The sequence below is a fragment of the Nannocystis pusilla genome, from assembly GCF_020073745.1.
Classification (GTDB): Bacteria; Myxococcota_A; Polyangia; order Nannocystales; family Nannocystaceae; genus Nannocystis; species Nannocystis radixulma.
The window spans coordinates 1,068,910-1,084,127 of the sequence record NZ_JAIRAU010000001.1 but is presented as its reverse complement, the minus strand read 5'-3'; the positions used below and the strand labels follow the sequence as shown (position 1 = coordinate 1,084,127).

Here is a 15,218-nt window from a genome sequence, read left to right as displayed (position 1 = left end):
GAGCCGCGCGCGCGGGGCGACGGCCCCCGGCGGCGATCACGATCTATCTCTCGGGACATGCCCTGAAGGACACGCGGACATTCGTCTGCCGCGGCGCCGCGGCTCACCCGTCGACCGTCACGCGCACCTCGACCTGGGCCCCGGCCGGGGCCTGGACGCGCAGCTCGCCGCGGCTCGGGTCGAGGGTCCAGCACGCGCCCTCCGGCCCGGCCAGCGTCGTCAGTTCGATGTCGAGCGCCGCGTCGGCGAACCGGCGCGGCGGCAGGGCGATCTCGCTGACGCCGCCGTCGCCGGTCCAGCTGGCCGTCGCCGTCGGCTCGGTCCACGCGAACGCGCTGTCCGTCCCCGCGACCGCGCGCAGGTACGGGCGCACGAACACGTCGAGCTCCGCGCGTTCGCTGCCGTCGGCCGCCAGCACCGACAGGTCCTCCTCGTTCCACAGGACCTCGTTCTGCGAGCACTCCCACAGCGTGGACGACAACCGGCGCGCGTCCATGTGGTCGAGCGCGCGCCGCAGCCACTCGGGCCCGCCGGCCGTGCCGGCGACGACGCCGTACTCGCCGATCAGCACCCCGAGCCCCTCTTCTGCGGCGAAGTCGGCCACCTGGTCGAGGTACGGCTCCGGCATCATCCCGATCGACGGCATGCCCTTGACCAGCCCCGCGTCGTACATGTGCGCGGCGTACACGATCCCCTGGCCCTCCGGCCGCACGTGCTCCACGGGCTGCAGACCGACCGCGTCGACCCCCGGGTTGTCGAACAGGATCAGCAGCTCCTCGCCGGCTTGCTCGCGCAGCGCCGCGATCACCGTCGAGTGGAACGGGTTCAGCGTGTCTTGCTTCCAGGCCGCGATGTCGGTCGCGGAGCCCGAGCCGGGCTCGTTGAGGATCTCGAGCCCCACCACCCCCGGGTGGTCGCCCACGCGCGCGATCATCTGTCCCCACATGGCGAGGAACTGCGCCTGCAGCCCGTCCTCGTCGGCCCAGAAGCGGTCGAACGCCGCCTGCACCTCGCCGTCGAACACGTACTTGAGCCCCCAGTCGGCGTCGGGGCACGCGTGCTGCTGCGGCGGCGGGTCCTGCGGCAGCGTCCACGGCGGGAACCCGTCGCCGCAGTACGTCGAGGTGTAGATGTCCTGGTGGAAGTCCACGACCACCCGCAGCCCGTGCGACCACGCCGCGTCGACCATCGCCGCGTAGCGGTCGAGGTAGCGCGCGTCGTACTGCCCCGGCGCCGGCTCGAGCGCCTCCCACGAGAACAGCAGCCGCACCACGTTGATCCCCCACGGCGGCAGGCGGGCGAAGAACTGCTCTGCCGCCGCTGCGAAGGCCGCCTGCTCGATGTCCGCGTCGATCGGGAACGGCACGAACGGCGCCCACTTCGAGCGCCCGCCCGTGTTGACCCCGCGCAGCAGCACGTCGCGTCCGAGCTCGTCGTGCATCCGCCCGGCCGCGTCCAGCGACACGCGCGCGCTGGTCAAGAGGACAGGTTCGATCGGGCTCGCGCACTCGCCCGGCGCCAGCGTCTCCCCGGTCGTCGGCGTCGCCGTCGTCCCCGTCGCTGTCGTCCCCGTCGGCGTGTCCGTCGTCGCGCTCCCCGTCGTCGTCTCCGTCGCCGAGGAGCTCGCCGGCGGATCTCCGCCGCAACCGATCACCGCCGCCCACAACACCAGCGCTCTGCGCATGCCGCATGGTAGGCCGTTTGCACGCCGCCCGTCCACGCAGCCGACGCAGGCGTGGCCGCGATTCCCCGAGCGGTCCGCGTGAAGTTCCCGACGACCTTCGACCGCCGCCACGATCCCAATCACATGACTCTCGGGACATGCCCGAAAGTCTCGCCGCCGCCCGTCTCCTGGCCCCGCGCCGGCCCGGGCCCAGGCCCACGCGCCCTCGCTGGCTCGCGCCGTCTCGCACGCACGAACCTCTCTCGGCCGGCCTCACCAGGACGCAGCGACCTGCCGGCACCAGAGCCCGCTCGCCTGCCGGCTGCCCGGTCCGCGCCCGGGCGCTCGAGCGCGGGCGATCTCGACGGTGCCACGAGTGAGCACCCGCGCGGCGGCGACGATTCCCCCGCCCCGTCGCCCGCGTCTGCGAATTCGTTCAGCCCCGGCGCTCGTTCGCCGCGTCGATCGCCTCTGGCTTGCGGCCGCGCCGGCGCGCTACCTTCCCCGCCCATGAGCGTCATCCTCAGCGTCCATGGGCGGGAGATCCTCGACTCGCGCGGCAACCCCACGATCGAGGTCGAGGTCGTCACCGACCGCGGCAACCTCGGTCGCTTCGCCGTCCCCTCGGGTGCCAGCACCGGCGAGCACGAGGCCCACGAGCTGCGCGACGGCGACGCCGGGCGCTACCTCGGCAAGGGCGTGCGGCAGGCCGTCGAGCACGTCAACGGCCCGCTCGCCGACGCCGTCACCGGCTTCGACGCCTTCGACCAGCTCGCCGTCGACCAGGCCCTGCTCGCCGCCGACGGCACCCCCAACAAGTCGAAGCTCGGGGCCAACGCCGTGCTCGGCGTCTCGCTCGCGGTCGCCCGCGCGGCCAGCCTCGACGCCGAGCTGCCGCTCTACCGCTACCTCGGCGGCCCGCTCGCCGACGTGCTGCCGGTCCCGCTGATGAACGTGATCAACGGCGGCGCGCACGCCGACAACAACCTCGACTTCCAGGAGACGATGTTGGTGCCGCACGGCTTCGCCACCTTCGGCGAGGCGCTGCGGGCCGGGGTGGAGATCTTCCACAACCTCAAGAAGATCCTGCGCTCGCAGAAGAAGGTCACCGCGGTCGGCGACGAGGGGGGCTTCGCGCCCGACATGGCGAGCAACGGCGAGGCGCTGGCGGTGCTCGTGCAGGCGATCGAGACCGCCGGCTACAAGCCCGGCGAGCAGGTCAGCCTCGCGCTCGACGTCGCCGCCTCCGAGTTCTACGACAAGAAGAAGGGCGTCTACGTGCTCAGCGGCGAGGGCGGCCGCGAGCTCGACGCCGCCGCGCTCGTCGGCCTCTACGCCGAGCTCGCCGGCAAGTACCCGCTGGTCTCGATCGAGGACGGCATGGCCGAGGACGACTGGACCGGCTGGCGCCTGCTCACCGAGCGCCTCGGCGACAAGCTGCAGCTCGTCGGCGACGACCTGTTCGTCACCAACCCCGTCCGCCTGCAGCGCGGCATCGACGACCGCGTCGCCAACAGCATCCTCGTCAAGGTCAACCAGATCGGCACCCTCAGCGAGACCCTGCAGGCCGTCCGCCTGGCCCAGCACAACCGCTACCGCGCCGTCATCTCTCACCGCAGCGGCGAGACCGGCGACACCTTCATCGCCGACCTCGCCGTCGCCACCTCCGCCGGCCAGATCAAGACCGGCTCCGCCTCGCGCTCCGACCGCGTCGAGAAGTACAACCAGCTGCTCCGCATCGAGGAGCAGCTCGGCGAGGCCGCCCGCTACCCCGGCCCCGCGCTGTTCGGCCGCCGCTGACGCCCCCGCTCCCCCTCGAAGACCGCCGCCCGAGCAGCGCTCGCGCGGCGGTCCTTCCAATTGCGTCCTCAGGGCACGCGGTGCCACGAGCGTGACCGGCGTGTCCGAGGAAGGGCAATCGTGTCGGCATCAGCCGTCGCAAGCGCATGAGATCACGACGCGGCACGGCCTGTGCACGCGGCGACCCCGACGTGAGACCACGGAGTTCCCTCTCTCGTATCGCGCCCCTCATCGCCATCACCACGGCCGGCGTGGCCGCATGGGCGACGCCGCAACGATCGAGCGCCTGTAGCTGCTCGCCGGGCGTGACGATCGATGCGCCGCTCGCCGGCGACGTCGCGCCGGCGAACGCGCTCGTGTGGATGTCGACCGCGAAGAATTGCGGCGGAGATCCCGAGAGCATTCACGTGCGCGTCGACGGCGAGCCGGCGACGCTCGTCGCGGTCCCGGACGGCCCGCCGGGCCTGGCCTTCCGCATCGAGCCGGAGCCGAGCGTCGGGGCGGTGGTTCAGCTCGAGGGCTGCCCCGGCTATGCGAGCTGCGAGGAGGCCGGGGACGACGTGTACGGCAAGGTCGACGTCTCGTTCACGGCCGGCGTCCGCGACGAGAAGGCCCCCGCGGCGCCGCTGCTTCACGACTTCGACTACGTGATCGAAGACGTCATGCCGGGCGCGTGCGACAGCAGCAGAACGGAGCCTGCGCGCGAGTGGTCGTTCGTCGTCGACGGCCAGGCCGCCGAGGCGCCGCTCATCTATCACGTGACCGTGGGGCCGAAGGACGGCGACGAGCCGACGACGAGCCGCCACGTGGCGGCCGACGGCGCAGCCGACCTCGCGCTGGCGCTGCTGCGGCGCGAGGAGGACGCGGGCTCGGAGGTGTGCGTCACCGTGCGGACCTTCGACCTGGCAGGCAACGAGGCCGAAGCCGCGCGCGCGTGCCGCGAGCTCGGCCGGAACGAGACGCTCGAGCAGGGCTGCGCCTGCTCGAGCGGCGGATCGGGGTGGTCGGCGGTGTGGCTGCTCGTCGGCGCGTGGTCGCTGCGGCGCCGGCGGCGAGGTCGCTGACCGCCTGCCGCGAAGAGTGTCAGGCCGAGTCACATGTCCCAGAGGACATCCCGCTCCGACGCCCAACGAGCCCCGCTTTCGCACCTGAGCCAAGAGACATGTCTCGCGTCACAACTGCGCCCGGACCCGCGCCGAAGCCCCGTGTTTCACCCCGCATCGCCGCGCCCGCCGCCCCGCTTGTCGGTCGCCCCGCGTGTGGTCATGCTCGGGTCATGCGCGCGCGTCGGGCCTTCGGCTGCCTCATCCTGCTGCTCGCCGTCCTGGCGGCCTGCGGCGGCGGCGAGCGCGGCCGGCCGCTGCGGCTCGCCACCACCACCAGCTTGCAGGACAGCGGCCTCCTCGGCGTCCTCGTGCCGATCTTCACCGGCGAGCACGACCGCACCGTCGAGGTCAGCGCGGTTGGTTCGGGGCGAGCCATCGAGCTGCTGCGCACCGGTCAGGCCGACGTCGCCATCACGCACAGCCCGGTCGAGGAGGCCGCGGCGCTGGCCGGCGGGCGGATCGCTGCGCGCACGCCGGTCATGCGCAACGCCTACGTGCTCGTCGGTCCCGTCGAGTTCGCCGGCATCGTCAGCGGCGCCGGCGACGTCCGCGAGGCCTTGCGGGCCGCCGCCGGCTCGGGTCGCCGCTTCGTCTCGCGCGACGACGGCTCGGGCACGCACCAGCGCGAGCTGCAGCTGTGGGCCGCCGCCGGGGTCCCGCGCGACAGCGCCTTTTCGCTCCCGTTTCATGGCGGCATGGCCGAGGCTTTGGAGCTCGCCGCCCGCGAGCGCGCCTTCACCCTCAGCGACCGCGCCACCTTCCTCACCCGCGGCCGCGAGCTCGGCCTCGCCATCCTCTTTCAGGGCGGCGACGACCTCGACAACGTCTACGCCGCGCTCGAGCCCGCCCCGGAGCTCGGCACCGACGTCGTCGGCGCCCGCGCCTTCGTCGAGTTTCTCCGCTCTCCCACCGGCCGCCGCCTGATCGGCGGCTTCGGCGTCGAAACCGTCGGCGAGCCGCTCTTCACCCCGGTCGACTGACCCACCGCCCGCACATGTCCCTTGAGACATCCTCTCGACGGCGCGCGAAGACCCCGGAATCACAGGCCGTAGCGATGAGCCCTCGCCACGAGTGAGCCGTTTTACATGTCCATTCGGACATGTCCTTCGTTACACCCTGAACGATCGCCCCACCGATCCCCTCGCACGAACCGACTCGCGGAGGCCGGGGCGCACGCGCGCGTTCCCCTCCCTGCAGCCGGCCCCGGTCGAGCAGGTGGCGCGCCAGCCGGCCCCTGGCATCGACTGCTCGAGCCCGCCCGAACCATCCGGGCACCGCCGATCTCCCCCAACTCTTTCGTTCTCTCCTTAAAATCTTAAAATGGAGTTTCGGCGGCCTGCGCGTCGTCTGGTCGCACGAGGCCGCGGACCTGCGCGCAACCCGCCTGCGCTGACAGATCCTTGCCCTCCTCGGCGCCAGCGGATACCACCTCTTCAGCATGCTCGCCCCCCGCCGTCTCCGCGCTCTCGGCGCGGCGCTCGTCCTCGTCGGACAGGTCGTCGGCGGGTCTGCGGTCCACGCCGCGCCCGAGAGTCCCGCGCCGCCCGCCGCGCCGCCCCCCGAACCTGTCCCTGCGGACAGCCCCGCGCCGAGCGCCGACACCGTCCTCGACCTCGTGCTGCCTTGCGGCCTGCGCGTGCTCGCGGCCCAGGATCTCAGCCTCCCTGTCGCTGCCGTCGTCCTCGCCGTCGAGACCGGCAGCGAGGACGACCCGCCCGAGCATCCGGGCCTCGTCCACGCCCTCGCCTACCACCTCCACCAGGGCAACCGCGAGCTGCGTCCGGGCGAGGCCATCTCTGCCGCGCAGGACGCCGGCGGCGTCCACCTCCTGTCCACAGGGCCAGGTCAGGTCCGGTTCGAATCACTCGTCCCGGTCACTCGCCTCGACGAGGTCCTGTTCGCCGAGTCGCAGCGCCTTCGCTTCCCCACCGTCGACACCCGCCGCTGGGACATCAGCCTCGGCTGGGCCGCCGCCGACGTGCGCAGCCCGCCTGGCTTGCGCCCGCGCGACCTCGCCGCGCTCCACGGCGCACCCGGCCTCGCCCACGACGGCCGCGCCGTCGACCGCTCGCTCGCCGAGATCACCCCGGCCGCCCTCGCGGCCGCCCTCGCCAGCAAGTTCAACTACGCCCGCGCCACCTTGATCGTCGTCGCGCCCGAGCCGGCCGCCACCATCCTCGACCAGGTCCGGAACCACTTTCGCGACTTGCCGCCGGCCGCCCGCGCCCTGCCGAACCGCCCGCCGCCGCCCCCGCGCGCTCCGGTCGAACCCGCCGTCGGCACGACCCCCGGTCCTTCCGCCCTCGCTCCCGCAGCCGCGACCGGCAACCTCCTCGGCCTCGCCCCGCGCACTCCCGCCGGGTCCGCGGGCAGCGCCGCCGCGACCGGCAACCTCCTCGGCTTCATCCCGCCTTCCTCCCCCTCCAATTTCCTCGCGCCCGGCGACCCCGCTCACACCTTCCTCGCCCTCGCGCCCGCCGAGGCCGGCAAGCCGGCCGCCACTCCGGCCGCAGGGCCCACCACCCTGCCGACCCCCGCCCCGGCCGCCGCGCCGCCCCCGGCCACCGCCGGCAAGCCGCCGCTGTTCGCCTGGCCGGTCCCGCCGACCGCGGCCGCCTCCGCCTGGGCCGGCGCGATCTGCCGCGCGCTCAACCGCCAGAAGCCCGCCGCCGACGAGCCGCGCAAGTCGCGGATCGGCTGCGACTTCGACCCCGACCCGCGCCGCGCCGCTCTGGTCCTGCGCCCGATCGGCGCCGACGACCCGGTCGCCTTCGTGCGCGCCCGCCTGGCCCGCCTCGGCGGCCCCGACCAGGGCCTGCTCGCGTCCCAGGCCCAGTTCATGGCCCAGGCCATCCGCCTCTACGGTCGCACCCCGCTCGGCCTCGCCCGCCTGCTCGCCGCCTCGCCCGCGCAGCTGCCGGGACCTGTCCCTCCGGACAGCCCCGTCACCCGCCGCCGCGACGAGCTCCTCGGCCTCGCCAGCCTCGGCGGCCGGCCCGCCCTCACCCTCACCGTCGAGGAAGCCCTCCTCATCGGCCCCGCGGAGCCCAAGCCGTGACGCGACGTCTGCCGAGCACCGCCCTGCTGTGCGCCCTGTCTCTCCTGTCCTTCGGGCCAGGTTGCAAGCGCAAGGACACCGTCAAGGTCGAGATCTTCGACGACGCCCCGCCGCCCGCGCTGACCGAGGCGCTCGGCGCCCTCACCCCGCCGTGGCCCGCGCCCGAGCGGGTCGTCCTGTCCGACGGCCTGCTCGTCCACTGGCTGCGCGAGGACGCCACCCCCGCCGTCCACCTGCGCCTGGTCTTTCCGACAGGTGACCTCAAGCCCGCGCTGCAGGGCGCCCCCGCGCTGATCGCCGCGCGCAGCGTCGCCCTCGAGCTCGAGGCCCTGGCCGCCCGCCTGGCCATCCGCGTCGAGTTGACCCCCCGCGCCGGCCGCCACGAGATCGCCATCCACGGCGTCGACGCCGAGCTGCCGGCCGTCCTCGCCGGCCTCGGCGACATCTTCTCCGCCCCCGGCCTCGACGGTCCGCTCGCGCGCGCCCGCAAGCAGGTCGCCGGCGAGCTGCGCCCGCCCGACGCCGAGGCCCTCGCGCTCGGCACCCTCACCGCGCGCCTCCTCGGCACCGCCCCCGGCGCCGAGTTCATCACCGCCGGCGCCGTGCAGGAGGCCTCCGAGACCGCCCTGCGCGACGCCTGGGAGGCCCTCACCGATCCGCGCAGCGCCCTCCTCGTCGTCCACGCCGGCGACCCGCTCGCCGAGCACGAGGACGCTCTCGGCGACCTCGCCGCCCGCTGGCGCCAGCGCGTCAAGCTCATCGCCGCCGGCGAGCCCTCGGCCGAGGCGCTCGTGCGCCTGCGCCAGGGCCCGCGCCCCGCCCCGCCGCCGAATCACCACCTCAAGCGGCCCCCGCTCGCCCCGCTCGAGCGCATCGACCCTCCGGCCAAGAACCGCAGCCTGCTCGTCCTCGGCCGCTCGCTCGCCCTGCCCACCGTGCGCGACCGCAGCCTCGCCCGCCTGGTCCAGCGCCACCTCCAGGCCGAGCTCGACATTCGCCTCAGCATCACCGGCACCGTCGGCCTGTTCACGATCCACGTCCCCCTCGGCGCCGCCGGCCGCGGCAAGCCGGCCGCCGACCCGCTCGAGGAGGTCGAGGCCGCCGAGACCCCCGCCGACCCCGCCGAGGCCGACCCGCTGAGCCGCCGCCTGCGCCGCGAGCTCACCGTCATCCGCGACTACCTGCGCGAGCGCCCGCTGGCCCAGGACCTCCACGGCGCCGCGCAGCTGTGGCTCGGCGCGCGCATGGTCGCCGCCAGCGTCGGCGGCGAGGACTGGACCGCGCTGTGGAGCGAGGCCCTCGACATCTCCACCGCCGACGGCGAGATCGTCGCCGCCCTCACCCGCGACGCCGAGACCATGCTCGCCGCCACCCCCGACGAGGCCGCCGCCTTCATCACGCGCTGGCTCGACCTCGAGAAGAGCGAGCCCGGCTGGGCCTGGGTCGCCGTCGGCAGCGAGGCCGACCTCAAGGGCATCATCGCCGCCCACAGCAAGGGCATCCAGTTCGAGCCGCCGCCCGAGTGAGCCCGCGGCGCTGAAGGGCGCGACGCGTCGCCGGCGACGATCGACACGACGACGGACTCGCGCCGGTATCGGCCGAGCCGGCGGTCCTGCTACGCTCCGGCGCCGTGGGCCTGACGCGATGCATCGACATGGACCTCGCGTGTCAGCGCTGCGGCCGGTCCTACCTGGCGCGGATTCAGTTCAAGACCGGCGACGACTGCGACCAGCGCTACAGGCCCGGCCAGCGCGTCGACGATCTGCCCCGCGACGATTCCTGGGAAGGCATCGCCCTCCGCCACTGTCCGCCCTGCCACGCCGAGCTCCGCCGCGAGCGCGAGCGAGCCGCGGCCGACGTCCTCGCCGCATTCGTGCGTGACGGCCGGCTCGCGCTCCGCCCTCGTCGCGGCGGTCCGCTGCTCGATGGCGATGCCCTCATCGCGCTGGGCGCCGCCCAGGCGGAAGTCGCCGGCCGCGAGGCCGGCCTGAGCTTCCCGCCGCGAATCCTCGACGAGCTGTCCTGGCGCGATCCGGCAGGCGCCTGGACCACCCGCGTCGAGCACGTGTGGTCGCGCGCCGTCCACGACGCCCACGACGCCGAAATGCGCCGGCGCGGCTGGCCGGACGGCGGCGACCCGTGGCGCGAGGATCTGGCGATCCGTCTCGACGACGAGCGCCGGATCCACGTGGTCCTGCTCCCGTCCCCCCTCGAGCCTTGAGCACGCCCATTCGTCGCGTCCGCAGCTCGCCGTCGTCATCACTATCGCCGATCGTCGCAACCCGAGCGCCGCCGATTCGTCATTGCTATCATCGATCCCACGGAGCTGCGACGCGCCGAAGCGACGCAGCGGGGCGGGACCGCTCCCCCTCGAACGATCCCGCCTCACCGTCGCATCCCGCGTCCTGTGCCCCGCGTTCAGCGCGGCAGCGGCAGCTCCTGGGTGCCCTCGCAGATCCGCGGCCCGCCGCACGACTCGTCGATGGCGCAGATCCGGCTCAGCGGCTCGAGGGCCGCCGTCAGGTCGAAGGCGTCGCAGCGGGTCCGCGCGCACTCCTCGAGGCCGACGCGCGAGTCGGACATACAATCGACCACGCAGCTGCAGGTGCGGTCGTCCTCGCAGGCGGCCAGGCCGTCGCAGCAGGCGATTCGCAGGCACGAACGGCACTCGGGCTCGCCCTCCTCGGGCTCGCACTCGACACCGGGTTCGGTGGTGTCGTTTTCCACGGGGACCTCGCCCCCGGGCGTGTCGCAGGTTTGAATGAACGGAATGGTGAACACGAAGGTCGCCGCGAGGACGCTCGCAGGATGAACTAGCATGGTTTTTTCCTCCTCTACGCCGGTGGGACGTGCCGTACGCCTGTCCTCCCCCGTCGTCAGCCTGAAATCTGCTTCAGGCTGCGGTACCGTCAATCGCAGAATGTTGACATCGGCCACACGGTCCCACCTGTGACGAACTGCCCTGATCCCGCGACCACCCGACGAACGTGCGCTGCAGAACGGCGGTCCGCGGGCGATCGCCCCCATGCCCCCGGCTCGGCACGACGCGCCCGCCTGCCGCGCCGCTCGAAGCGAGTGCCGGCCGACACATTCGCGGCTGCGATCCGGGCCACACCCACACCAATGCGCCCGCTCTTCCCCCGCCCGCTGGAAGGCTCGAAGACGCCCGGCTCCGAGCCGCGTCTTCATCTCGTGTCAGCGCTCACAAAATACGCATTTTATGACGTGCCCGCAATGAAACACCCGCGACCGGCGGCATGCCAGCTATCCCCGGAATAGGCCGCGCAAGGCCGCCCCGCCGCCGACATTCGCCCGTTCAGCCCCCGTCCGCCAGCGCGACGGCGTCGGGCGCAGCTGCCCGCAGGTGCGATGCCCTCAATGGTCGTGCGAATGCCCCGCATGCTCGTGCGAATGCCCCGAGTGTGAGTGTCCCGCGTGCTCGTGCGAATGCGAGTGCCCCGCGTGCTCGTGTGAATGCCCCGAGTGCTCGTGCGAATGAGAGTGTCCCGCATGCTCGTGCGAGTGCCCCGCGTGCTCGTGGCAGCACCCCCCATGCTCGTGCGAGTGCTCCCCGTGGTCGTGCCCGTCGTGCGCGTGCGAGTGCCCCTCGCGCTCCCACAGCCGCGAGAAGAACGCGTGCGGCCCCTGGCGCACGAACGACAGCAGGAACAGGCCCACGAGCCCCCACGCGGCCACCTCTGCCAGCGGCCCGTGGCCCGCGTGGGGCTGCACGCCTGCGACCGCGCGCAATTGCGGCAGCGCCAGATCGACCACCAGCCCGAGCCCGACCGCCAGCGCCAGCATCGCCGCGGCGAACCGGACCGCGGTCGCGCGCCCGTGCTCCTGCGCCAGCACCCCGAAGCTCGTCGCGTTCGTCGCCGGCCCCGTCAGCAGGAACGCCAGCGCCGCGCCCGGGCTCAGGCCCTTGGCCAGCAGCGCGGCGACCAGCGGCGTCGCCCCCGACGCGCACACGTAGACCGGCACCCCGATCGCCGCGAACAGCAGCACCTGCGCCGGCCCGGGGATCGCCGTCAGGGCCGACGGATCGATCCACGGCTGGATCAGCGCCGCCACCAGCAGCCCGAGCCCGATCCACGGCGCCGTCGTATCGACCAACTCGCCGAAGCCGGCGCGCAGCCCCTCGCGCAGGCGCGTCAGCGCCGACCCGCGCGGCCCGGTCTCTCCCGCCGTCGTCTCGCCGATCCGCCGCGCCTTGCCGCCGACCCACCAGCCGACCAGCCAGGCCACCAGCGCCGCCGCCAGCACGCGCAGCACCGTCATCTCGGCCCCGAGCAGCGGCCACGACAGCAAGATCGCGTCGAGCCCGAGCTCCGGCGTGGCGATGAAGAACGCCATCGCCGCCGCCGCCGGCACCCCGCGCTGCAGCAGGCTGCGGTACACCGGCACCACCCCGCACGAGCACAGCGGCAGCGGCAGCCCCACCGCCATCCCGCGCAGCGCCTGCCCGGCCGGACCTCCGCGTTGCAGCCAGCGCACCGGCGCCTCCGGCATCAGCCCCGACACCAGCCCCGCCAGCGCGTACGCCAGCAGCAGCGCCGGCGCGCTGTCTCGCACCAATTCGCCGAGGGCCGCCAGCGTGCGCGCCAGCGGGTCGTCGGGCCCGTGCGACTCGGCGGCCAGCGCGACCAGGAGCCCGAGCCCGAACAGCCCGCCGCAGGCCGCCGCGATCCGGGCCTTGCGATCACCTGTCCCCTGGGACCTGTGCCCCACGACATGTAACAAGAGACCGCCGACCACCGCCTGGAACAGCCCCAGCCACCAGGCGTCGAGCGCGGCGAACGAGGCGTCGGCGAACACGTAGCCGGCCACCGTGGCGGCGGCGAGCAGCGCCAGCGACCCGGCGGCGACCAGGAACCCGGCCGGCGACAGCAGCCACCACACCGCCACCGCCACCGGCAGCTGGTGGGCGATCACCGCCACCTCGAGCCCGTGCGACTCGCCGCCCTCGAGGTGGGTCGAGGCCAGCGCCAGGCCGTCGGTGAAGGCGTGCAGCGCCATGCCGAGGATCGCCAGCGTCAGCGCCGCCCTGTGCGTGCCACCGGCCGCCATCCGCAACGGGCCCTCGGCGATCGCCGGTCCGGCCAGCCCTGCCAGCAGCGCCACGAACGCCGGCCAGCCGGCCAGCGCCAGCGCGCGGGGCACGATCTCGAGCGCCACCAATCCGGCCACCGCCACCAGCACGAAGCTGTCCAGCGCCGCCATCGTCACGCGCTCGCGCCGGGCCGCCGCGTGGAGCAGCGGGCCGAGCACCAGCGCCGCGACGCTGATTGCGAGGATCCAGGTGCCGTGAGAGTCGCCGGGCATCGAGGGCGCGACCATAGCCTGAAATCGCCGCGGGGCGGCACCGGGCCGCGCGCCGTCCCCCGCCCGCGTCGGCCCGCCGCGGGCCACGGAAAAGCTCCCTGAGCTCGCCTTCCACGGCCTCGCCGGTCGCACGCGGCGCCCCCGAAGGCTCACCGAGCTCGCCTCCCACGGCCCATACCGGCCGCATGTGGCGCCGCGAAGGGCCTCCGAGCTCTCCTTCCACGGCCCACACCGGCCGCACGGTGCCCCCTCGAAGGCTCTCCGAACTCGCCTTCCACGCCCCACACCGGCTGCACGGGGCGCCCCTCGAAGGCTCTCCGAACTCGCCTTCCACGCCCCCACGGGAGGCTCTCCGAACTCGCCTTCCCTCGGCTCTACCGCTGCGAGCCGCCCCCCGGCCACCGCTCCGCCGCGACCGCTGACGCCCGCCGCGCAGCGGTCCGCCGGCGCTCGGCGGCAGAAGTGGAGCCCCAGACCTGCGGCGCCGCCGGGCGGCGGGCGCCGCTCGAGCGTCGCGCGTCCGCCCGACCGGCGGCGCCTTGCGACCTGGCGGATGTGCCATGACCCATTCGCCATGTCCTTTCGCACACGACGCAGCGTGCCGCGCAGCGTGCGCGAAGCCTTGCGCGCACCTCCGCTTTTGCCGCTCACGCCGACCCGGACGGGCGACGGTGAGCGTTGACGGCCCGGGCCGCGGCCCGCCATTCTCCCGCCATGGCCTCTTGGACACGGTACGGCCTCGCGCTCGTCGCCCTCACGGCGTGCGGCGGCGGCGACGGGGACGACACGGGCGCGACGACCAGCACGAGCCTCCCTTCCACCATGACGATGGCGTCGATGACGATGCCGGGCACCACCACCGGCGACGAGACCGGCGAGACGACCACCACCGGCGGGACCGCCGTCGAGCCGACCACCGTCGCGCCGACCACCGTCGCGCCGACCACCGGTCCGGCCTGCGTCGACGGCGAGGAGGGCTGTCCCTGCCTGCCCCTTGCGACATGTCTCGCAGGCCTTGTGTGCACCGCCGACATCTGCGTCGGCGAGGACACCGACGGCGCCACCACCGACGCCCCGCCGGCGCTGTGCGGCGACGGCCAGCCGGCCCCGGGCGAGGTCTGCTTCAAGCCGTTCACCGCGCTCGGCATGGGCTCCGGCCCGATCTCCGTCGCCGTCGCCGACTTCAACAAGGACGGCAACGACGACGTCGCCTGCGCCAACAACATGACAAACAACATGACCGTACGGACAGGCAAGGGCGACGGCAGCTTCAACGCCCTCGTCGCCCTCGCCGTCGGCATGGGTCCGTACTCCGCCGCCGTGCCCGACCTCAACAACGACGGCGCGCCCGACCTCGTCACCGCCAACATGGCCGGCAACGACGTCTCGGTCTATCAGAACAACGGCGCCGGCATGCTCGTCGGCCAGCCGGCGATCGCCGCCGGCGCGGGCGCCCGCTACATCCTCGCCACCAACCTCAACGGCGACGACTACGACGACCTCGTCGTCGCCAACTACGGCGCCGACAGCCTGACCGTGCTGATCTCCGACGGCGTCGGCTTCCCCGCGCCGGCGACCGTCGGCGTCGGCACGGGGCCGACCTGGGTCGCCGCCGCCGACATGAACGGCGACGGCTCGCTCGACCTCGTCAGCGCCAACTACGGCGGCAGCAACCTCAGCGTCTCGCTCGGCAACGGCGTCGGCAACTTCGGCCCGCCGACCAACTCGCCCGCCGGCGGCCAGGTCTACGCCGTCGGCCTCGCCGACCTCAACGGCGACGGCGACACCGACGCCGTCGTCACCGTGCCCGCCGCCGGCCAGGTGTTCGTCCTCCAGGGCGACGGCCTCGGCGGCTTCGGCGGCGCGATCCCCTACCCCTGCGGCGCCGACCCCATCGGCCTCGTCGTCCACGACATCTCCGGCGACGGCGCCCTCGACCTCGTCGTCGCCAACCGCGGCGCCAACACCGTCAGCGTCCTGCGCGGCAACGGCAACGGCGGCTTCGGAGCCCCCGAACCGTTCGCCGTCGGCATGGCCCCCTACGTCGTCGCCACCGGCGATTTTAATAAGGACGGCGCCGTCGACCTCGTCACCGCCAACAACGGCGACAGCACCGTCAGCGTCCTGCTCGCCGACCCGTGATCGCGCTTCCCGGGGACCTGTCCCCGGGGACACATCGCGGTGCGCCGCCATCGGCCGACCCGCCGGCGGTTGGCGGGGACTGCCTGGGTGTGCCGTTCGGCGTGACGTTCGAGGCCGGCGCGCG

Annotated in this window: 10 protein-coding genes; 7 read left to right on the top strand and 3 right to left on the bottom strand. The window is 73.9% G+C overall.

Annotation, left to right across the window (positions count from 1 at the left end; genetic code table 11):
• Positions 1–103 precede the first annotated feature (103 nt).
• Positions 104–1,684 carry a cellulase family glycosylhydrolase gene (locus K7C98_RS04275; RefSeq protein WP_224190212.1) on the bottom strand — a complete coding sequence of 527 codons (1,581 nt, stop codon included), beginning with the start codon at positions 1,682–1,684 and terminating at the stop codon, positions 104–106.
• Between the two features lie 489 nt (positions 1,685–2,173).
• On the opposite strand from K7C98_RS04275, the gene eno reads away from it, so the two are divergent.
• The 6 genes from eno (at position 2,174) to K7C98_RS04245 (ending at position 9,848) form a co-directional block, all read left to right on the top strand.
• Positions 2,174–3,463 carry a phosphopyruvate hydratase gene (gene eno / locus K7C98_RS04270; RefSeq protein WP_224190211.1) on the top strand — a complete coding sequence of 430 codons (1,290 nt, stop codon included), beginning with the start codon at positions 2,174–2,176 and terminating at the stop codon, positions 3,461–3,463.
• Positions 3,464–3,768: 305 nt separating this feature from the next.
• Positions 3,769–4,527: an MYXO-CTERM sorting domain-containing protein gene (locus tag K7C98_RS04265; protein WP_224190210.1), complete on the top strand. Its 759-nt coding sequence runs from the start codon at positions 3,769–3,771 to the stop codon at positions 4,525–4,527.
• 212 nt (positions 4,528–4,739) lie between these two features.
• Complete coding sequence (locus K7C98_RS04260; protein WP_224190209.1) at positions 4,740–5,549, top strand: substrate-binding domain-containing protein; 810 nt, start codon at positions 4,740–4,742, stop codon at positions 5,547–5,549.
• A 458-nt stretch (positions 5,550–6,007) separates the two neighbouring features.
• Positions 6,008–7,627, top strand: coding sequence for a hypothetical protein (locus K7C98_RS04255; protein ID WP_224190208.1), 1,620 nt, complete (start codon positions 6,008–6,010; stop codon positions 7,625–7,627).
• Complete coding sequence (locus tag K7C98_RS04250; protein WP_224190207.1) at positions 7,624–9,153, top strand: hypothetical protein; 1,530 nt, start codon at positions 7,624–7,626, stop codon at positions 9,151–9,153. Before K7C98_RS04255 ends, K7C98_RS04250 begins: the two co-directional genes overlap by 4 nt.
• A gap of 104 nt (positions 9,154–9,257) precedes the next feature.
• Positions 9,258–9,848: a hypothetical protein gene (locus K7C98_RS04245; RefSeq protein WP_224190206.1), complete on the top strand. Its 591-nt coding sequence runs from the start codon at positions 9,258–9,260 to the stop codon at positions 9,846–9,848.
• 197 nt (positions 9,849–10,045) lie between these two features.
• Here the strand turns inward: K7C98_RS04245 and K7C98_RS04240 are convergent, their stop codons facing one another.
• Positions 10,046–10,447: a hypothetical protein gene (locus tag K7C98_RS04240; RefSeq protein WP_224190205.1), complete on the bottom strand. Its 402-nt coding sequence runs from the start codon at positions 10,445–10,447 to the stop codon at positions 10,046–10,048.
• Positions 10,448–11,002: 555 nt separating this feature from the next.
• A complete protein-coding gene (locus tag K7C98_RS04235; protein ID WP_224190204.1) occupies positions 11,003–12,952 on the bottom strand; it encodes a permease in 1,950 nt (649 codons plus the stop codon).
• Positions 12,953–13,666: 714 nt separating this feature from the next.
• Here K7C98_RS04235 and K7C98_RS04230 point away from each other — a divergent pair.
• Positions 13,667–15,094: an FG-GAP repeat domain-containing protein gene (locus tag K7C98_RS04230; protein WP_224190203.1), complete on the top strand. Its 1,428-nt coding sequence runs from the start codon at positions 13,667–13,669 to the stop codon at positions 15,092–15,094.
• Positions 15,095–15,218 lie beyond the last annotated feature (124 nt).